Here is an 18,690-nt window from a genome sequence, read left to right as displayed (position 1 = left end):
CTCCGATTCAGTAGCTGCTTTCCACCACCGCCATGATGTTGCCTTCGGTGTCCTTGAACCACGCGGCCTTGGCGCCCTGGTTCGGATAGACGTTGCTGCCGGGCGCGCTCTCGGGCATCGGATAACTTTCGAACACGACGCCGCGGCCCTTCAGCCACGCGACCACGGCTTCCACGTCGTCGACCTGCCAGAACGCGCAGCTGGCCTGGTTGGTTCCCGCGTTGGGCGTCGGATAGACGAAGAAGGCGGTGCCCTTCGCGCACTCGAAGGTATAGCCGGGGCCGGCCTTGCGGCCCGGGCCGAGCCCGAGCGTGTCGGCATAAAAGGCGCGGCAGCGTTCGACGTCGTGGGCAGGAACGTAGGCATACAAACCGGAGATCTTGAGCATGGCAGGTCCTTGGTGGGAGAAACGGGGGTTGCGCGCGAACGGCCTTCAGCGCCGGGCCGTGTCGGCCTCGACCGCGCGGCGCAGCGCGGCGCGCGCCAGCAGGCGCGTCGAATCGAGCGTCGGCAGCGGCGAGTTGGTGTCGTCGATGATCAGCGGGATCTCGGTGCAGCCGAGCACCACGGCATCGCAGCCCTCGTCCTTCAGGCGCGCGATGACGCGCTGGAAGCTGGCCACCGACGCCGGCTCGAAGATGCCGCGGACCAGCTCGTCCATGATGATGCGATGGATGTCCGTGCGGTCCTCCACGCTCGGGCGCACGTACGCAAGGCCGCGCGCTGCGAGCTTCTCGGGATAGACCTCGCTGTCCACGAGCCAGCGCGTGCCGGTGATGGCGAGCCGGCCGAAGCCGCGCCGCACGGCTTCGGCCGCAGCCACCTCGGCGATGTGCAGCCACGGCAGCGGCGAGCGCGCCTGCACATGCGAAAAAGCCTGGTGGATGGTGTTGTCGGGGCAGATCAGGAAGTCGGCGCCCGCCCTCGCGAGCTTGTGCGCCGAGCCGAGCATCAGCTCGCCCACGCCCGCGAGGTCGCCGCGGTCGAGGCACTGCGTGTAGTCGGCGAGCGAGAAGGTATGCATCGAGACTTCGGGATGCGCGTGCGGGCCGAGGAACTGCGCGCCTTCGGCGCAGATCGTGCGATAGCAAAGGGCCGCTCCTTCCGCGGAGCAGCCGACGATTCCGATGTGCTGGGGCATGGCGTGGCACCTGGTTGAACGCAGCGCGGGCTGCCGGCTCGCCATTCTGAACCCGCGCCGCGGCTGTGTCGTCGCGGCCGCATCTTTACCGACGATTCGCCGATCCGTGAAATCCGCACTCCCCGCCCTGCGGCGTTTGCACGCCCAATACGGCATGGCCTCCACCCACCGGACAATGATGAAGAACAATCTGGAGCTGATCGTCGACGAGCCCATCCCCGGGCACTACTACTGGACGATCATCGTCTCGGGACAGCCGGGCGACACGCCCACCGTCGTCGACTATGCGCGCGGCCCGTTGCCAACCTACAATTCGGCCACCGCCTCCGGCGTCGCCGCGCTGCGCTCGCACGAGGCGGCCGAAGTCGCTGCGGCGCACACGCACACCGGGCTCATGCTGTCGGGCATGCGCGCCGAATGGGGCGTGGAGACGATGCCCGCGCAGCTGCCGTAGGCCCGCGCTCCGAGCCTCACACGACGAGGCGGCCCTCGAGGTCGCTCCTGGAGAATCCGCCGATCGGCCCCGCGAGCACGGCCTCCCCATGGTCCAGCAGCAGCACCTCGTCGGCCGTGCCGAGCACGAAGGACAGGTTCTGCTCGACGATGACGAAGCCGCCCCCCGCCTCACAACGCGCGCGCACCAGGCGCGACATGCGCTCGATGTTCTCCGGCTGCACGCCCTCGGTCGGTTCGTCCATCAGCGTGACCGCCGCATCCAGCGCCAGCGTGCGCGTGAAGGCGAGCAGCTTGCGCTCGCCGCCGCTGAGTGATCCGGCCCGCTGCGCACCGCGTTCGGCCAGGCGCGGAAAGGCCTCGAAGTAAGGCGCATAGCGCGCCATGCCGCCATCGGCCAGATGCAGCCGCAGGTTCTCGCCGACGCTGAGCTCGGTGAACACCGTGTCCTCCTGCGGGCTGTAGGCGATGCCCGCCGCGAGGCGCGCATGCGCGGGCACCTTCGCCAGCTCGCGCGGGCCGAAGCGCACGCTGCCGCCCATCAGCGGCAGGAAGCCGGCCAGCGCGCGCATCAACGTCGTCTTGCCCACGCCATTACGGCCCAGCACGCCGAGCACGCGGCCCGGCCGGACCGCGCCGCCGATGCCGCGCAGCACCGTGGTGTCGCCGTAGCCCGCGACCACGCCGTCGAAGACGAAGCCCTCGGTCACTTGCTGCCTCCCGCATAGACCGCGCGCACCCGGGCATCGGCCTGCACCTCGGCCAGGCTGCCCTCGGCCAGCAGCCGGCCCTGGTGGAGCACATACACGTGGCCGGCGATGACCGCGACCGCGCTCATGTCGTGCTCGATGACCAGCGCCGCGGCATCGAGCCGGCGCGCGGCCACCTTGATGGCATCGATCATGCGCCGCGTCTCCGCGGGCGACAGGCCGGCGCACGGCTCGTCCAGCAGCAACAGACGCGGCTCGGGCAGCACGGTCATCACGAATTCGAGCGCCTGCCGGTCGCCCTGCGCGAGCCGGCCCGCGGGCAGATCGAGCTGCCTCTGCAGCATCGGGAACAGGCCCAGCATCTCGTCCTCCATCGGCGAGTGCCAGCCGAGCGGCGCGCGCGCGAAGGCCTGCCACCCGCCGAGCCGCTCGGCCCACAAGGCGATGGCGAGGTTCTGCCGCACGCTGAGCTCGGCGAACACCGCCGGGATCTGGAACTTGCGGCCCACCGCGCGGCGCGCCACGCGCCATGCGGGCCAGCCCGAGATGTCCTCGCCATGCAAATGGATGCGGCCGCCGCGCACCGGCAGCCGGCCGGTCATCACGTTGAAGGACGAGGTCTTGCCAGCGCCGTTGGGACCGATCACGCAGCGGATGCCCGGCCCCTGCAACGCGAGCGTCAACCCGTCGAGGATCGTCACGCCCGCATGCCCGGTGGCGACCTCCTCGAAGACCAGCGACGGCAGGCCGCGCAGCGGTGCCGCGGGCGCCGGCACCGCGTGGGGCGCCGCCTCGGCCCGGCGCCAGCGCTCGAACCATCCCGCGACGCCGTTCGGCAGGAAGCGCACCACGCCCATGAACGCGATGCCGACGATCACCTCCCAGGCGCTGAAGTGATCGCGCAGTTCCGACGAGGCATAGCCGACGATGACGGCACCGAGCAAGGCACCGAGCGGACTCGCCTTGCCGCCGACGGCCGCCCAGATCACGAACTGGGTGGCCAGCACGTAGTCCGTCGCCAGCGGCGTGACGATGCCCTGGTGGGCCGCGAACAGCAGGCCCGCCAGCGCCGCCAGCGCGGCCGACAGCGCGAAGGCGCCGGCCTTCCAGCGATGGGTCGCGAAGCCGAAGAACTGGAGCCGGTCCTCGTTCTGCGCGATGGCGCGCCAGAGCACGCCGATCGGCCGGCGCATCAGCAGCGTCAGCCCGGCGGTGCTGGCGACGGCGACCGCCGCGATCACCCAGTACAGCGTGGTGAAGCGCTCGGTGCCCGGCAGCTCCGGGATGCCCGAGAGGCCGTTGAAGCCGCCGGTGACCGCGCTCCACTGCTGGGCCGCGAGAAAGCCGAGCATGGTGGCCGCGAGCGTGATCAGCGAGAAGAAGGGCCCGCTGCGCGCATTGCGCACGAACACCAGGTGCGCGATCAGCCACGCCAGAGCCGCCGGCAGCAGCACCGCGATCGGCAGCAGCGCCAGCCACGCACTGCCCTGCTCGGCCGCCTTGAGGATGCCACCCGCGAGGTAGGCGCCAAGGCCGAAGAACAGCGCATGGCCCAGCGGCAGGAAGCCGCACTGGCCCCAGCACAGCGCCACGCCCTGCGTCGCGATGCCGTAGATCAGGAACAGCGCGATCTCGTAGGCGACGAAGTTGTCCGCCACCAGCGGCACCGCGATCAGGCCGAGGGCCAGCGCGAAGGTGCCGATCCATGGCTTCAGCGCAGGCCCGGCGCTGATCGCGAGGCCGGTGCGCTCAACGGCGTCCGAAGAGTCCATGGGGTCGCAGCCAGAGGAACAGAATGGAAAGGACGAGCACGACGGCATAGCCGCTGGTCTGGTCCGCGAGGCCGGACACCACGGCCTTGGTGCCGCCGATCACGGCCACGCCGCCGCCCAGGCCCGAGAGCGTGCCGAGCCCGCCGACCACGAGCACGAAGAACGAGTCGAGCAAGTAGTCGACGCCGATGCCGGGCTCGATGCGCACCAGCGGCGCGAGCATCACGCCCGCAAGGCCTGCCAGCGTCACGCCGACGACGAAGGCACGCGAAGCCAGCCGCTCGGTGTCGATGCCGAGCGCCTGCGCGAGCACCGGATTGCCGGTCATCGCACGCACGCGCAGGCCGGCCGAACTGCCGCGGTACCAGCGCACCAGCAGGACCATGATCGCGATCACCATCGCGATCAGCGCGAGCCGGTAGGCCGGATAGCTGACGCCCAAGAAAGACACGGGCGCGGCCATCTGCGTCTCGACATTGCGGTAGCCCTTGCCGAAGAGGCTTTCGACACCCTTGCGGATCAGCAGCGCCAGCGCCCAGGTCGCAAGCAGCGTGTCGAAGGGCCGCGCATAGAGCGGCCGGATCAGCCAGCGCTCGACCACCCAGCCGATGGCCGCGCAGACGACCATCGCCAGCGGTACCGCGCACAGGAGCGGCAGCCCGAGGCCCTGCACCACCACCACCGAGTAGGCACCCAGCATCACGAACTCGCCGTGCGCCATGTTCAGCACGCCGAGCAGCCCGAACACCACGGCGAGGCCGAGCGTGATCAGAGCCAGCGTCGACAGCTGGTAGGCGATGTTCAGCAGCTGCAGCAGCAGCGCGTTGTTGTCCATCGGCTCGATCGCTCGCCTGCGGTGCGTGCGTTGCTCAGGCCTTGCAGCTCTGGCCCGAAGGCACGTGCGAGAAGGTCTTCACGATGTTGAAGCCCTTGGCATTCACGTCGGCCACGAAGATGTCCTGGTCGACATGGCGCGCATGCATCGTCACGGTGCCGCGCGGGCCCTGGTAGGTCGCACCTTCGCTTGCGCGCTCCATCTTGGCCACGTTCAGGTCGCCGGCCTTGGTCGCGATCGCATCCAGCATGAGGAAGCCTTCGTAAGTCGATTCGGCCAGGCCGTTGAGCATCGGCGCCTTGTCGCCGAAGCGCTTGGCATAGGCCGCGGCGAAGGCGGTGGCGCCGGGTGTCGTCAGCGTCGAGAAATAGCCCATGCTGGCGTACAGGTTCTTCGCGTTCTCGTTGCCGATGCCGGCCAGCGTGTTCTCCTCGATCAGCGATCCGAGCCGCACCGCCTTGTCGGCCAGGCCGAAGCCGGCGAAGGCCTTGTTGAAGGTGACCGACGAGCCGCCCACCAGCGACACCAGCACCGCGTCGGCGCCCGAGTCGCGGATGCGCGCCAGGCTCGAGTCGAAGTTGTCGACGGTGAAGGCGACGTACTCGTCGCCGACCACCTGCGCGCCGGCCCGGGCGATGTAGCCCTTGGCGGCACCGTTGGTGTTGCGGCCCCAGATGTAGTCGTTGCCGATCAGGTACCACTTCTTGATCTTGCGCTCGCCGGTGAGCCACGGGATCACGGGCTCGAGCTGCTGCGACGGCGTCTCGCCGTTCATGAAGTCGCCCGCCGCGCATTCGCCGCCCTCGTACACCGGCGTGTAGAAGTAAGGCACCTGGCCCTTGAACAGGCCGTTGAGCGCGCCGCGCACGGCGCTGTCGTGCATGCCGATGAAGACCTCGCACTTGCCGCCCTTCCACAGCTTGAGCGCGGTCTGCGCGGCCTCGGCGGGCGGCAGGCCGGCGTCGCCGATCGCGATCTCGAGCTTGCGTCCGAGGATGCCGCCGCGCGCGTTGATCTGCTCCACCGCGAGCTCCGCGCAGGCCTTGGACGAGGCGCCGAACAGGCTGGCCGGCCCGCTCAGCGGGATCATCACGGCGACCTTCAGCGGCGTGGCCGCGAACGCATTGCGCGAGGCCAGCGCAGCGCCGGTCAGGCCCGCTGCGAACGAAACGAAATGGCGACGGTTCATCACGAGGCTCCTCATGTTTGGGCGGGTCGGGGCTCAGGAAATCGAAGGCATGGCGGCACGCGGCAGCACCCGCTCGATGGCGGCGGCGATGCCCAGCAGCTGCCGGTCGCTGCCGGCCGGCGCATCGAGCGCGAGGCCCACCGGCAGGCCATCGCTCGCGATCCCGGCCGGCAGGCTGATGCCGGGGATGCCGGCGTTGCTGCCGGGGTCCGTGTTGCGGATGAAGGCGAGGAAGGTCGGCACCTGCCGGCCATTGAACTCGACCGTCTCGTCCTGGCCGATCGGCCGCGCGGTGAGCGGCGAAGTGGGGAACACGAGCGCCCGCACCGCGTTGCTTTCGAAGGTGTCGCGGTAGAGGCGCTGCAACTGGCCGCGCGTTTCGAGCGCGCCGCGGTAGACCGCTTCGGGAATCGCACCGCCCGCCAGCAGCGGTCGCAGGATGCCGGCCACGTCGGGGCTGCCGATGCCCGCCAGCAATTGCGCGATGTCGACACCGTGTCCCGCATCGCGCAGGTAGCGCGGCATCTCGTCGAGGAATTCGAAGAGCGCCACCGGAAAGCCCGTGGCATCGTTGAGCGCGTCGAGGCCCGGCAATGCGACTTCGACGAGGACCACACCGGCTGCGCGCAGCCGCTGCAGCGCGTCGTCCATGACCGCGGCGACCGGCGCGTCGAGCTCGCCCCAGAAGCGTTCGCGCGGAATGCCCAGGCGCAGGCCGGCGAGTGATGCGTCAGGCACCGGCGTCGCATCGCCGGTCAGCACCGCATCGAGCAACGCGAGGTCCTCCACGCTGCGCGCGATCGGACCGGCGGTGTCGCGCGTGGAAGCGATCGGCGCGATGCCGCGGCCCGGCACCCGGCCTACCGTCGGCCGCAGCCCGGCGACGCCGCACAGCGCGGCAGGCAGGCGCACCGAGGCGCCGGTGTCGGTGCCGATCGCCGCCGGCACCAGCCCGGCCGCGACCACCACCGCCGAGCCGCCGCTGCTGCCGCCCGGAATGCGGTCCGGCGCCCACGGATTGCGCGCCGCGCCGGTGACCGCGTTGTTGCAGGTGATGCCGAAGGCGAGCTCGTGCATGTTGGCCTTGCCCGCGACGATCGCGCCGGCCGCCTTGAGCCGCCGCACGATCTCGGCATCGGCCTTCGGGCGCTTGCCGCGCAATGCGCCCGTGCCTGCGCTGGTCGGCAGATCGGCGGTGTCGATGTTGTCCTTGAGCGCGATCGGAATGCCGAGCAGTGGCAGCGCGGTGCCGGCGGCGCGCTGAGCGTCCGCCTGCCGTGCCTGGGCGCGCAGCGGCGCGGGATCGAAATCGACATAGCCGTTGAGGCCGGCGGCGGCCTCGGTGCGGGCGATCAGCGCCTCGACATGGTCGGCGCAGCTGAGTTCGCGCTGCGCCAGCGCCCGTTGCAATTCGACGATTCCGAGTTCAGACGCGTTCATGGAAGCTCTCGATACAGGTGGTCGGGCGCCCGGCGCGGCCGGGCCGCACCTGCGCGAACCCCGATTGCCTGCGGACAGGTGTTGCGATACGTTCAGCATATCGAGCGGGGTTCGCGACGGCTCCCCTGAAGAATGAGGGGACAGCGAACCCGTCGCACCGGCGGCCGGGCACCCTTGTTGCTTGGAACGAAGCGGTCAGCGACGCCCGGACGCCGACGAACACAGAGGATTGGAGTTGCCATGTACCTGAGCGAGCGACAGTCCGCCGCGCTGGCGGAAAGTTTTCGACTGCTGGTCAACGCCGAGGATGCCGACGAGCTGAGGCAGCAACTCGCGGGACCGGTCACGCGGCTGCTCGGCGCCGACAGCATGGTGTCGCGCGACATGGACCCCGAGACCTCGCGCTATGTGATCCGCGTCGCGCACAACATGGACGCGGCGCACGCGGCCACCTACGACCACTACTACCAGTTCTGCGATCCGGTCACGCCGGCGCTCAAGCCGATGCGCTGCGCCTCCTTCAGCCAGGTGTTCTCGATGAGCGAACTCACGCGCACCGAGTTCTTCAACGACTTCCTGCGCGTGCATGGCATCTACTGGGGCATGAACCTGTATGCCTACGCCGAGGGCCGCTGCGTCGGCGATCTGCTGGTGTTCCGCACCCAGTCGCGCGACGACTTCGATGCCAACGACCTGGCGATCCTGCGCATGATCGAGCCGGCCTTGACCGCCGCCTTCGTGCGCCTGCAGAAGCCGGCGCCGGCCGACGCGATCGTGCTGCCGAGCGACGAGGCGGCCGACGTGCCGCTGCTGCTGGCCGAGCACGCGCGGCTGACCGAGCGCGAGGCGGAGGTCACCATGCTGGCCTCGCGCGGCTACGCGGACAAGGAAATCGCGCGCGAGCTCGGCATCGAAATCTCCACGGTGCGCTACTACCTGAAAAACGCCCTGCTAAAACTGGATGTCAAGGGCCGCAATCGGCTCGCCCATGTGGTAACCGAATTGCTGACGCGGCGCCGGCTGCGCCTGCAGGCCGGCACGGCCTCCGCGGCATCGCCGGCACGAACCCACTGAGGGCGCAGCAAGCCCGCAAGTTCTCCACCGCGCCGGGGGACAAGGGTGTGGACAACGATGCGCAATTCGCGCGGAAGCCTCGCCGGCTGGTCGTTGCGACAGGGTGCCTGCCGAAACAGCACCTCTGGCAAAGATGTAAGCAAATCTTCTAAGGCTCAGGCCGGCCAGTGCAGCGGCGTCGATCCGAGCGTGGCGCGCGGCGCCAGCCACTCGACGGCCGCCGCGTTGAAGGCCGGCGCATTCTCGATGTTGCTCAAGTGGCCCGCGCGCGACAGCACCGTGACCGGTGCGCCGCCGAGCTTGGCCGCCATCTCGCGATGCATCGCCACCGGCGTGAGCCGGTCGTCGGCGCCGACCACGAAGTGTGCCGGCGCCGTGATGCGCGAGATGTCGCCCAGCACCACCTGGTCGACCGTGGCCCGCAGCGACTTGATGTACGAATCCTTGTGCAACGCCGCGATGCTGTCGATCAGCTGCTGCAGTTGCGCTGTCGTGGCGTGTGGCCCGACCAGCGAGCGCGCGACCGCATCGGCGATGTCGGCCGGCGACTGCCCGGCCAGCAGCGGCGCGCGCCGGCTGTCGACGAAATCCTGGCGCTGCTGCGGCGTGAAGGCCTCGAAGCCTTCGTGCGTGTCGAGCAGCGTCAGCGTCGCGATGCGCTGCGGATGCAGCAGCGCCGCGCGCATCGCGATGCGGCCGCCCATCGACAGGCCGACCAGGTGCGCGCGCTCGGCGCCGAAGTGGTCGAGCACGCGCAGCACGTCGTCGACGAAATCGTCGAAGGCGAGCGTGCCTTCGTAGTCCTCGCTGTCGCCGTAGCCGCGCGCGTCCCAGGCCACGCAGGCGAAGTGCGGCGCGAAGGCCGGCAGGTTGGCGCGCCAGTTGCTGCGGTTGCCGCCGATGCCGTGCATGAAGAGGGCCAGCGGCCCGGTGCCGGCGAGGTCGACGGCCAGTGCGGGCGAACCCGGAATGCGATAGCTCATGCCCATGTCGTGTCCTGTTCAGAGTCCCAGGTAGGCCTGGCGGATGCGCGGATCGCCGGCGATGTCGGTGGCCGGTCCTTCGGCCGCGATGCGGCCGTTCTCGACCACATAGGCCTGGCCGGCGACCTCCAGCGTGCGCTGCACATCCTGCTCGGCCAGCAGCAGCGTCAGGCCCTCGGCGGTGAGGCGGCGCACCAGCGCGAAGATCTCCATCGCCATCACCGGCGCGAGGCCGAGCGTGGGTTCGTCCAGCAGCATCAGCTTCGGTTCGGCCATCAGGCCGCGGCCGATGGCCAGCATCTGCTGCTCGCCGCCCGACAGCGTGACCGCAGCCTGCGACGAACGCTCGCGCAGGCGCGGGAAAACCTCGTACACGCGCTCGACGTTGCGCCGCCATTGCGGTCGCGCGCGCAGGTTGATGCCGCCCAGGCGCAGGTTCTCGTGCACCGTGAGCGTGGGGAACACCATGCGGCCCTCGGGCACCAGCACCAGGCCGGCCAGCACGCGCCGGTCCGCGGCGCTGCGGCCGATGTCTTCGCCGAGGAAGCGCAGCGTGCCGCCCTGCACCGGCAAGAGACCGCACAGCGTCTTCATCAGCGTGGTCTTGCCCGCGCCGTTGGCGCCAAGCAGCGCAGTCACGCCGCCCGCGCGCACCTGCAGCGACAGGCCATGGATGACGCGGGTCGGCCCGTAGCCGGCGACCAGCCCCTCGACTTCGAGCATCACGTGGGAAGCCGTCATGCATGCGCTCCGAAATACACCGACAGCACCTTCGGGTTGTCGCCGATCTCCGCCGGCGAACCTTCGGCGATCAGCTCGCCGTGGTGCAGCACGACGATGCGGCCGCACAGCTCCATCAGCGCGCGCATCACGTGCTCGATGACCAGGAGCGTGAGGCCGCGCGACTGCTGCAGGCGGCGCAGCGTCTCGAGCATCTCGCCGACCTCGGTGGGCGTGAGCCCTGCCATCACCTCGTCGAGCAGCAGCAGCTGCGCACCGGTCGCCACGCAGCGCGCGATCTCGAGCCGCTTCTGGCCCGACAGCGTGAGCGCCGAAGCGCGGCGGTCCGCCATCGCGGCGAGGCCAAGGTCTTCGAGCACGCGGCGCGATGCGGCATCCGCCTCGGCCACGTGCAGGTGCTGCGCGCGGCCGAACATCGCGCCGGTGCGCAGGTTCTCCAGCACGGTCAGCGAAGCGAAGGGCTTGACGATCTGAAAGGTGCGCGCAACGCCGAGCCGGCAGATCTGATCCGGCCGCAGGCCGACGATCTGCTGGCCGTCGAATTCGATGCGGCCCGCGTTCGGGCGCGAGTTGCCGGCGATGAGGCTGAAGAGCGTGGTCTTGCCGGCACCGTTGGCGCCCATGACGCCGACGATCTGGCCGGCGCCGACTTCGAAGGACACGTCGTGCAGCGCGGTCAGTCCGCCGAAGCGCTTGCCCAGGCCCTGCACGGACAGCAGTGCGCTCACGATTCGGCTCCTTCCGCGGCGGCATCGCGCCTGCGCGCCCACGCATCGGCCAGCCCCACCAGCCCGTTGGGCAGCAGCAGCACGAAGGTGATGAGGATCGCGCCGAGGATGATCATGTAGAGCAGCGGCGCGTTGGCCCACAGCAGCTCCTGCACCAGGAACAGGAACACGGCGCCGAGCAGCGGCCCCTTTGCGTTGTCGCCGCCGCCGAGGATCGCCATCGCGATGACGGTGATCGAGATCATCGGATCGAACACGCCGTCGACCACGAAGTAGGTCGAGCGCAGCGCCATCACCGCGCCGACCATGCCCGGGATCGCGGCCGAGAGCACGAAGGCGATCAGCTTGAAGCGCACCACCGGCACGCCGAGCGTCTCGGCGGCCTCCTCATTCTCGCGCAGCGAGCGCAGGCCGTGGCCGAAGCGCGAGCGGCTGACCCAGGTCAGGAGGCCGGTCGCGAGCAGTGCCAGCGCGAACATCGCGAAGTAGACGATCACGAGATCGGGCGTGCCGAACAGGATCCGGCTCGCAGTGCCGCTGGCCGACTCGATCGCCATGATGCTGAACTTGACCAGCTCGGCCAGCCCGAAGGTCAGGATCACGAAGTAGGGTCCGCGCACACGCAGCACCGGCAGCCCGACCAGCGCCGCGAAGGCGGCCGCGAGCAGCCCGGCCGCGGGGATCGCCAGCCACAGCGGCACCTGCTGCCAGGTCACCACCACCAGGTAGGCGCCGAGGCCGTAGAACACCACGTGGCCGAGCGAGACGTAGCCGGTCATCTTCGACAGCACGCACCAGCTCTGCGTGAGCGCGAGCCACATCAAGAGCGTGAGGCCGGTGCCGACGATGTAGTCGTTGGCGACGAAGGGCAGCACCGACATCGCGACGATGCCGGCGGCAAGAAGGACCAGCCAGGAGCGTTCGCGCCCAAGAGAATTCATGTCAGCTTCGGGCCGAGCGTTTGGCCAAGAGGCCGTTGGGGAACAGGAGCAACGCACCGACGAAGCAGCCGTACAGCAGCACCGAACGCAGATTGGCCGAGGTGAGCGCGACGCCGTAGGTCTCGATCGCGCCGAGCACCAGCGCCGCCACCAGCCCGGCCATCACGTTGCCGAGGCCGCCGAGGATGATCACTATGAAGCCGGCGATGGTGAAGGGAAAGCCCGAGAAGGGCGAGAACTGTTCGAGCATCGACATCAGCACGCCGGCCAGCGCCGCGCTCGCGAAGCCGAGCGCGAAGCTGGTCCACTGCACACGGTCGACGTCGACGCCGACGATGAAGGCCGCCTCGCGCCGCTCGATCACCGAACGCATCGCCAGGCCGGCCATGCTGCGGCCGAGGAACACCGCGATCGCGATGCAGGTGCTGCCCGCCACCGCGAGCGCGGCGATGCGGTTGCCCGTCATCGAGACATTGCCGACATGCCAGACTTCGTCGAGGTACTGGTAGGCCCGGTTGTTGGGCGTGAAGAGCATGGCCGCGGCGTTCTGCAGGATGATCGACAGGCCGAAGAAGAGCAGCAGCGAGTTGCCTTCCATGCGCCCCGCATCGGTCGCGCTGCGCGCCAGCAGCCGGCGGAACAGCCCGCGGTACAGCAGGTAGCCGAGCAGCCCGCCGAGCCCCGCCACCACCGGCGCGGCCAGCAGCGGCGAGACGCCGGCGATGCTGAAGGCCCAGTAGCCGCCATAGGCGCCCAGCATCACGAGGTCGCCGTGCGCGACATTGAGCATGCGCATCGTGCCGTAGACCAGGTTCAGCCCGAGCGCCACCAGCGCATAGAGCGAACCCGTCACCAGCGCGGCGAACAGCAGCTGCCCCGACAGCAGGACGTCGAGAACGGGCATCTCACCAGGACTTCTTGGGCTCGTACTGGCCGGTCGCGATCGACTTCGGCCACACGAGCTGCAGCTTGCCCTTCTGCGTCTGCACGAAGGCGGTCGGCGTGATCGCGTTCTGCACGCCGTCGAAGCGCACCTTGCCGTTGATGGTGTCGAAGGTCTCGGTGCTGACGATCTGGCGGATCTTGTTCTTGTCGAGGCCGGCCTTGGCGACCGCGGTCTCGAGGATCTCGAGCGACATCCAGGCCAGCGCCGAGTTGAGGTAGTCCGGATCCTCGCCGAACTTCTTGACGTAGGCGTCGTAGAAGGCCTGCGAGCCCTTCCATTCGGCGCGCGGCGTCCAGTGCGCGATGGTGACCACGCCTTCGGCCGACGCGGCACCGACCGCCTTGGCGAAGAAGGCATCGCTCGGTCCGATGGCGATGAACTGGAACGGACTCGCAATGCCGAGTTCCTTGGCCTGCTTGGCATAGAGCACCGAATCGCTCGGGTAGGCGAGCGCGAGCACGGCATCCGGATTGGCCTGCTTGACCTGCGTGAGGATCGAGGTCATGTCCTTGATGTCCGGTGGGTACTCGGTGGAGAGCTTGATCTCGATGCCGGCCTTCTTGAGCTCGGGCTCGAGATAGTTCTTGATCTCCTTGGTGAAAGGCAGCACGTTGGACAGCACCACCGCCGACTTGACGTTCTGCGCCTTCAGCATCGCGGTGAGCTCGACGCCGATGCGGTCCGGAATGGCCGAGGTCGGGAACCAGATGTAGCCCGGCTTGACCTGCCGCAGCGCGACCGACGCGGCGGTGTTGCCGACCATCGGGAACTTGAACTTCTCCAGCACCGGCGCGATGGCGATCTGGAACGGCGTGCCCCAGGGCGCGAGCAGCAGGTCGACCTTGTCGTCGGTGATCAGCTTCTCGTAGATGCGCACCGCCTGCTCGGGCTTGGACTGGTCGTCGTAGGTGACGAACTCGACCTTGCGCTTCTGGCCGCCGACGTCCATGCCGCCGCGCGCGTTCACCTGCTCCTTCCAGAGCTCGTAGGTGTTGGACTGCGATGGCGTCGCGTTGGCCAGCATGCCGGTGCGGGCCATCGAGAAGCCGATGCGCACGGGCTTGTCGGCCTGCGCGAAGGCGCCTCGCGCGGACAAGGCCGCGGCCAGTGCGGCGATGCCGCCGACGATCGATCTGCGGTTCAGGGTCGGACTTTGCATTCAGGTTCTCCTGTCGACGGGATGGGGTGATGCGGCGCGCTGCCGCATCCACGCTGCTGCGAGTGCCGGCCATCCCGCGGGACGTTCGCCACAGGCCACGCTGGCCTCGAAGTGGTCTGCACCTTCGAGGATGTGGGTTTGCACGGCAACGCCAGCGGCCTCGAGGGCTGCGGCCATCTGCTGTGCCTGCACGATGAGGTGCGGGAAGTCGCGGCTGCCGTGCGTGATCAGGAAAGGCGGACAGGCGGCCGCCTCGACGCGTGCGATCGGCGACGCGGCCGCATCGGCGCGCTCGGGCGCCTGCGTGCCGAGGAAGCGCGGCCGGCTGTTGATGCCGCTGTCGGCGCCGAGGCGGTAGACGCCCGACACCGGCAGGCAACCGCTCAGCACATCGGGCGGCAACCCGTGCGCCGCGCGCCAGCCCGTCGTGACCGCGAGCAATGCCGCATAGTGGCCACCGGCCGAATGCCCGCCGACGAAGAGACGGTGCGCGCCATCGCCCTGCCCTGCGACATGCCGCCACACCCACGCGACCGCATCGGCCCCGTCCTCGAAGCCGGCCGGGAACACATGGCCCGGCGCCAGCCGGTAACCCGCGCTCACGAAAGTCACGCCCTGCGCCAGCAGCGCGGGCGCCATGAAGTACATCCACTCCTTGTAGCCGCTGGTCCAGCCGCCGCCGTGGAAGAACAGCAGCACATCGCCGCTCGGCGCTTCGGGCCGGAACACGGTGAGCGTCTGGTACGGGTCCGCGCCGTAGGCATGCGCCTCGCCCTCGATGCCCTCGCCGAGCGCGAGGATGCGGGCCTGGTATGCCGCGCCCAGCGGCGACAGCGGCTCCTGCGGCGGATAGTGATCGAGCTTCATGCGGCGGCGCTCCCTGCCTCGTCGCGTGCCAGCAGCGCATCGAGCACGCGCTCGGCCGTCAGCGGCAGCCGGTTCAGGCGCACGCCGGTGGCATCGGCGATCGCGTTGGCGACGGCCGCCGCCACGCCGTTGATACCGAGCTCGCCGACGCTCTTGGCGCCGAAGGGACCGCTCGGCTCGTTCGACTCCACGAGGTACGCGTTGACGCTGTCGGGCAGCTCGGCGAAGGTCGGGATCTTGTAGTCCATCAGGCTCGGGTTGGCCAGGCGCGCGCCGTCCCACACCATCTCCTCGGTCAGCGCGAAGCCCATGCCCTGCACGAAAGCGCCCTCGACCTGCCCTGTGGCCATGACGGGATTGATGGTGCGGCCGATGTCGCAGGCCGACCAGGCGTTGCACACGCGCACCTTGCCGGTGAGCTCGTCGACCTCGACCTCGACCACCAGCGCATTGAAGCTGTAGATGCCGATCTGCGAGAAGGGCAAGCCGTTGGCGATCGCGCGCTTGGGGTCGATGGTCTTCTGGTCGAAGACCCAGCTGTGGGTGCCGATGATCGGCCCGCCCGCGGCCCAGTGCGCGCGGCCGGAGATCTCGGCGAAGCTGACGGCGCGCTGCGACACGCCCTTGATCGCGACGCGGCCGCCCGGCAGCAGTTCGAGATCTTCCGGTGCGCATTCGAGCATCTGGCTGGCCTGCTGCTTGAGCTTGTCTTCCACCTCGGCCGCGGCGCCGACCACCGAGCGGCCCGTGACGTAGGTGACGCGGCTCGCGGTGGTGCCCCAGTTGTAAGGCGAGCCGTCGGTGTCGGGACTCGCGATGGCGACGCGCTCGACCGGCAGCTTGAGCGCTTCGGCGCACATCTGCGTCAGCACCGTGTTCGAGCCCTGGCCGATGTCGACCGCGCCGGTGTTGAGCAGCACCGTGCCATCCTCCAGCACGCGCACGATCGCGCCCGATGCGAGCAGGCCGCTGATGTGCGCCGACAGCGCCATGCCGAAGCCGCGCTTGAAGCCGGGTGCGGCTGGCGCCGAGCGATCGGCCGCCTGCCAGCGCGATGCCTTCTCGACGATGTCGACACATTGCGCGAGACCGTTGGACAGGATCGGCTGGCCGCCGAACCACGGGTCGTCGCCGGCCAGCGCGTTCTTGCGGCGCAGCGCCATCGGGTCCATGCCGAGCTTGTGCGCGATCTCGTCGAGCTGCGTCTCCGAGGCGAAGGTGACCTGCGGCACGCCGAAGCCGCGGAAGGCGCCGAAGCGCAGCTTGTTGGTGTAGGCCACACGGCCATGCGCATGGACGTTGGGGATGCGATAAGGCCCGCAGTTCATCAGCAGCGCGTAGCCGAGCACGCCCGGGCTGTCGTCGCCGTAGGCGCCTCCGTCGAGCAGCAGTTCGGTCTCGCGCGCGACCAGCATGCCGTCGCGCTTGACGCCGGTCTTCATGCGCACGATCGCGGGATGGCGCGCACGCACCGATTCGAAATCTTCCTCGCGGCTGAGGATCAGCTTGACGGGCTTGCGCGCCTTCAGCGCCAGCAGCACCACGGCCGGCTGCACGTGCGCCTCCATCTTGTTGCCGAAGCCGGCGCCGATGCGCGGCGTGAGGCAGCGCAGCCGCGTCATCGGCAGGCCCAGCGATTCGCAGACGCTGGCCTGAACGCGGAACACCGACTGGTTGGCCGACCACAGCGTGACGCGGCCGGCTGCATCGACCTCCGCCAGCGCGCCGCAGGGTTCGAGCGACAGGTGGGCCTGGGCCTGCGTGCGCCAGGTGCCTTCGACGATCAGGTCGCACTGCGCCCAGGCGGCGTCGATGTCGCCGCAACCCAGGGACGTGCGCGAACAGAGGTTGCCTTCGGTGCCGGCATCGAAGACCTTGACATAGGACGCGGCATCGTCATGCACGGTCGCCGTGCCCGGCGCGAAGGCCTGCTCGGGATCGAGCACCGCGGGCAACTCCTCGTAGTCGACACGGATCAGACGCACCGCCTGCCGCGCGATGGCTTCGGTGTCGGCGGCCACGGCGGCGACGATCTCGCCGACATAGCGCACCTTGCCCTTGGCGAAGGCGGGCTCGTCCTTGATGAAGGCGCCCATGCGGTGCCCGTCGTCGAGGTCGTCGCCGGTGACGATGGCGCGCACTCCCGGCAGCGCCTTGGCCGCGCTCAGGTCGTAGCCGAGGATGCGCGCATGCGGCAGATGGCTTTGCAGGATGGCGCCGAACAGCATGCCGGGCCGGTAGAGGTCGGCGATGTACTGCGCGCTGCCGCTGAGCTTCTCGTGGCCTTCGAGCTGCGGCACGGCCTGGCCGACCGCACCTCGGCTTTCCTCGACGGGCTCGATCGCGACGGCGTTCATTGCGCGGCTCCTTCATGCGCCAGCGCGCGGGCCGCGCCCTGCACCGCCTGGACGATCTTGACGTAGCCGGTACAGCGGCACAGGTTGCCCGACAGCGCTGAACGCACGGCCTGTTCGTCGGGCTGCGCATTGCGCTCCAGCAGCGCCTGCGCACTGACCAGCATGCCGGGCGTGCAGAAGCCGCACTGGAAAGCGCCGCATTCGGCGAAGGCCGTCTGCAACGCGCGCATGCGCGGGCTGTCCTGCAGGCCTTCGAGCGTCGCGATCTCGGCGCTCTCGCAGTTGTGCGCCAGGCTCAGGCAGCCGCGCATCGGCACGCCGTCGACGCGGATGGTGCAGGCACCGCAGACGCCCTGGTTGCAGCCGCGCTTGGCGGCAGTGAGTTGCAAGCGGTCTCGCAGTACGGTGAGCAGCGTGTCGTGCAGGGCGGCACCGACCTGCACGCGCTCGCCGTTGACGTTCAGGCTGACCATGGCCTGCGAGGGCGCGATGGCATCGGGGTTCATGCGGCACTCCGGGAAAGGGCTTCGACGCTGCGCACCGCGCGCAGCAGCAGGCGGGGAATCAAGCGGCGCCGGTAGTCGGCGCTGCCGCGCACATCGTCGAGCGGGTCGGCCCGTGCGACCAGCAGCTCGCCGGCGCGCGCGATGGCGGCGTCGCCGCGATCGGCGGACAGGATCTCGTCGGCGTCCGCGCCGGCCAGCGGCGTCGGGCCACAGGCGCCGACGGCGACGCGCATGCGCCCGTCTTCCAGCAGACAGGCCGCCACCGACGCGGTCGCGTAGTCGCCCGCGACGCGCGCATGCTTGATGTAGACGCCGGTGCCACGGTCGGGCCGCGGCAACAGCACGGCCGTGACCAGTTCGCCGGGCTCCAGCGCCGTCAGGTACCAGTCGACGAAGAACTCGCAAGCCGGCAGCGTGCGGCGGCCGGCGGTGGACGCGATCTCGATCTGCGCACCCGCAGCCACCAGCGCCGGCGGATAGTCCAGGCCCGGATCGGCGAACGAGATCGAGCCGCCGATGGTGCCCATGTTGCGCACCGTCGCATTGGCGATCTGCGAGGCCGCATGGCGCACCACCGCGGCGTTGCCGAGCGCCAGCGCGCAGCCGGCCGTGTCGCGATGGCGCGTGAAGGCGCCGATGCGCACGCGGCCGTCGTCCAGCAGCGAGATGCCCTTGATCTCGTCGATGTCGGCCAGGCTGATCAACGCAGCGGGCTCGATCACGCGCGCATTGAGCATGGCGACCAGCGTCGCGCCGCCGGCCAGCAGCCTGGCCTCGTCGTCCTGCGCCAGCAGGGCCGCAGCTTCCTCGACGGTCTTCGGGCGGTACAGGCCCCGCAGGCTGCTCAT

At 69.7% G+C, this 18,690-nt stretch carries 19 protein-coding genes; 2 read left to right on the top strand and 17 right to left on the bottom strand.

The features are described from left to right. Nucleotides 1-7: 7 nt before the first annotated feature. Nucleotides 8-388: a VOC family protein gene (locus WDLP6_RS03775; RefSeq protein ID WP_162591272.1), complete on the bottom strand. Its 381-nt coding sequence runs from the start codon at nucleotides 386-388 to the stop codon at nucleotides 8-10. A gap of 45 nt (nucleotides 389-433) precedes the next feature. Next, entirely contained in the window at nucleotides 434-1,141 is a 708-nt protein-coding gene (locus tag WDLP6_RS03770; protein ID WP_162591271.1) for an aspartate/glutamate racemase family protein, read from the bottom strand. Nucleotides 1,142-1,319: 178 nt separating this feature from the next. On the opposite strand from WDLP6_RS03770, the gene WDLP6_RS03765 reads away from it, so the two are divergent. Continuing rightward, nucleotides 1,320-1,595, top strand: coding sequence for a hypothetical protein (locus WDLP6_RS03765; RefSeq protein WP_162591270.1), 276 nt, complete (start codon nucleotides 1,320-1,322; stop codon nucleotides 1,593-1,595). A 16-nt stretch (nucleotides 1,596-1,611) separates the two neighbouring features. On the opposite strand, the gene WDLP6_RS03760 is transcribed toward WDLP6_RS03765, so the two are convergent. From WDLP6_RS03760 to iaaH, 5 genes are read right to left on the bottom strand one after another with little or no spacing between them, the layout of a single operon-like run. After that, entirely contained in the window at nucleotides 1,612-2,304 is a 693-nt protein-coding gene (locus WDLP6_RS03760; protein WP_232076951.1) for an ATP-binding cassette domain-containing protein, read from the bottom strand. Further along, nucleotides 2,301-4,076 carry a branched-chain amino acid ABC transporter ATP-binding protein/permease gene (locus tag WDLP6_RS03755; RefSeq protein ID WP_162591269.1) on the bottom strand — a complete coding sequence of 592 codons (1,776 nt, stop codon included), beginning with the start codon at nucleotides 4,074-4,076 and terminating at the stop codon, nucleotides 2,301-2,303. The genes WDLP6_RS03760 and WDLP6_RS03755 overlap by 4 nt, the downstream gene beginning before the upstream one ends. Then, nucleotides 4,054-4,911 (bottom strand): branched-chain amino acid ABC transporter permease, encoded by an 858-nt coding sequence (locus tag WDLP6_RS03750; protein ID WP_162591268.1) that lies wholly within the window; start codon nucleotides 4,909-4,911, stop codon nucleotides 4,054-4,056. Before WDLP6_RS03750 ends, WDLP6_RS03755 begins: the two co-directional genes overlap by 23 nt. Nucleotides 4,912-4,945: 34 nt before the next feature. Continuing rightward, the gene (locus tag WDLP6_RS03745) at nucleotides 4,946-6,100 is read right to left on the bottom strand and encodes a substrate-binding domain-containing protein (RefSeq protein WP_162591267.1); all 1,155 of its coding nucleotides are present in this window, start codon (nucleotides 6,098-6,100) and stop codon (nucleotides 4,946-4,948) included. A 33-nt stretch (nucleotides 6,101-6,133) separates the two neighbouring features. Further along, complete coding sequence (gene iaaH / locus WDLP6_RS03740) at nucleotides 6,134-7,540, bottom strand: indoleacetamide hydrolase (protein ID WP_162591266.1); 1,407 nt, start codon at nucleotides 7,538-7,540, stop codon at nucleotides 6,134-6,136. Nucleotides 7,541-7,780: 240 nt separating this feature from the next. Here iaaH and WDLP6_RS03735 point away from each other — a divergent pair, with 240 nt between their 5' ends. Then, a complete protein-coding gene (locus WDLP6_RS03735) occupies nucleotides 7,781-8,614 on the top strand; it encodes a helix-turn-helix transcriptional regulator (RefSeq protein ID WP_162591265.1) in 834 nt (277 codons plus the stop codon). 155 nt (nucleotides 8,615-8,769) lie between these two features. On the opposite strand, the gene WDLP6_RS03730 is transcribed toward WDLP6_RS03735, so the two are convergent. From WDLP6_RS03730 to WDLP6_RS03685, 10 genes are read right to left on the bottom strand one after another with little or no spacing between them, the layout of a single operon-like run. After that, complete coding sequence (locus WDLP6_RS03730; protein WP_197910136.1) at nucleotides 8,770-9,597, bottom strand: alpha/beta fold hydrolase; 828 nt, start codon at nucleotides 9,595-9,597, stop codon at nucleotides 8,770-8,772. Nucleotides 9,598-9,615: 18 nt separating this feature from the next. Continuing rightward, nucleotides 9,616-10,338 carry an ABC transporter ATP-binding protein gene (locus WDLP6_RS03725; RefSeq protein WP_197910135.1) on the bottom strand — a complete coding sequence of 241 codons (723 nt, stop codon included), beginning with the start codon at nucleotides 10,336-10,338 and terminating at the stop codon, nucleotides 9,616-9,618. Further along, entirely contained in the window at nucleotides 10,335-11,066 is a 732-nt protein-coding gene (locus tag WDLP6_RS03720; RefSeq protein WP_162591264.1) for an ABC transporter ATP-binding protein, read from the bottom strand. Before WDLP6_RS03720 ends, WDLP6_RS03725 begins: the two co-directional genes overlap by 4 nt. Further along, nucleotides 11,063-12,007 carry a branched-chain amino acid ABC transporter permease gene (locus tag WDLP6_RS03715; RefSeq protein ID WP_162591263.1) on the bottom strand — a complete coding sequence of 315 codons (945 nt, stop codon included), beginning with the start codon at nucleotides 12,005-12,007 and terminating at the stop codon, nucleotides 11,063-11,065. Before WDLP6_RS03715 ends, WDLP6_RS03720 begins: the two co-directional genes overlap by 4 nt. Nucleotide 12,008: 1 nt before the next feature. Further along, the gene (locus tag WDLP6_RS03710) at nucleotides 12,009-12,911 is read right to left on the bottom strand and encodes a branched-chain amino acid ABC transporter permease (protein WP_162591262.1); all 903 of its coding nucleotides are present in this window, start codon (nucleotides 12,909-12,911) and stop codon (nucleotides 12,009-12,011) included. Between the two features lies 1 nt (nucleotide 12,912). Continuing rightward, the gene (locus WDLP6_RS03705; protein WP_162591261.1) at nucleotides 12,913-14,112 is read right to left on the bottom strand and encodes an amino acid ABC transporter substrate-binding protein; all 1,200 of its coding nucleotides are present in this window, start codon (nucleotides 14,110-14,112) and stop codon (nucleotides 12,913-12,915) included. Next, nucleotides 14,113-14,979, bottom strand: a complete 867-nt coding sequence (locus WDLP6_RS03700) for an alpha/beta hydrolase (protein ID WP_162591260.1) — start codon at nucleotides 14,977-14,979, stop codon at nucleotides 14,113-14,115. Next, nucleotides 14,976-17,336 (bottom strand): xanthine dehydrogenase family protein molybdopterin-binding subunit, encoded by a 2,361-nt coding sequence (locus tag WDLP6_RS03695; protein WP_162591259.1) that lies wholly within the window; start codon nucleotides 17,334-17,336, stop codon nucleotides 14,976-14,978. Before WDLP6_RS03695 ends, WDLP6_RS03700 begins: the two co-directional genes overlap by 4 nt. Next, nucleotides 17,333-17,842, bottom strand: coding sequence for a (2Fe-2S)-binding protein (locus tag WDLP6_RS03690; protein ID WP_197910134.1), 510 nt, complete (start codon nucleotides 17,840-17,842; stop codon nucleotides 17,333-17,335). The genes WDLP6_RS03695 and WDLP6_RS03690 overlap by 4 nt, the downstream gene beginning before the upstream one ends. Beyond that, the gene (locus tag WDLP6_RS03685) at nucleotides 17,839-18,690 is read right to left on the bottom strand and encodes an FAD binding domain-containing protein (protein ID WP_162591258.1); all 852 of its coding nucleotides are present in this window, start codon (nucleotides 18,688-18,690) and stop codon (nucleotides 17,839-17,841) included. The genes WDLP6_RS03690 and WDLP6_RS03685 overlap by 4 nt, the downstream gene beginning before the upstream one ends.

The organism is Variovorax sp. PBL-E5 (assembly GCF_901827185.1).
Lineage (GTDB): Bacteria > Pseudomonadota > Gammaproteobacteria > Burkholderiales > Burkholderiaceae_C > Variovorax.
This window is presented reverse-complemented; position numbering and strand designations above follow the sequence as displayed.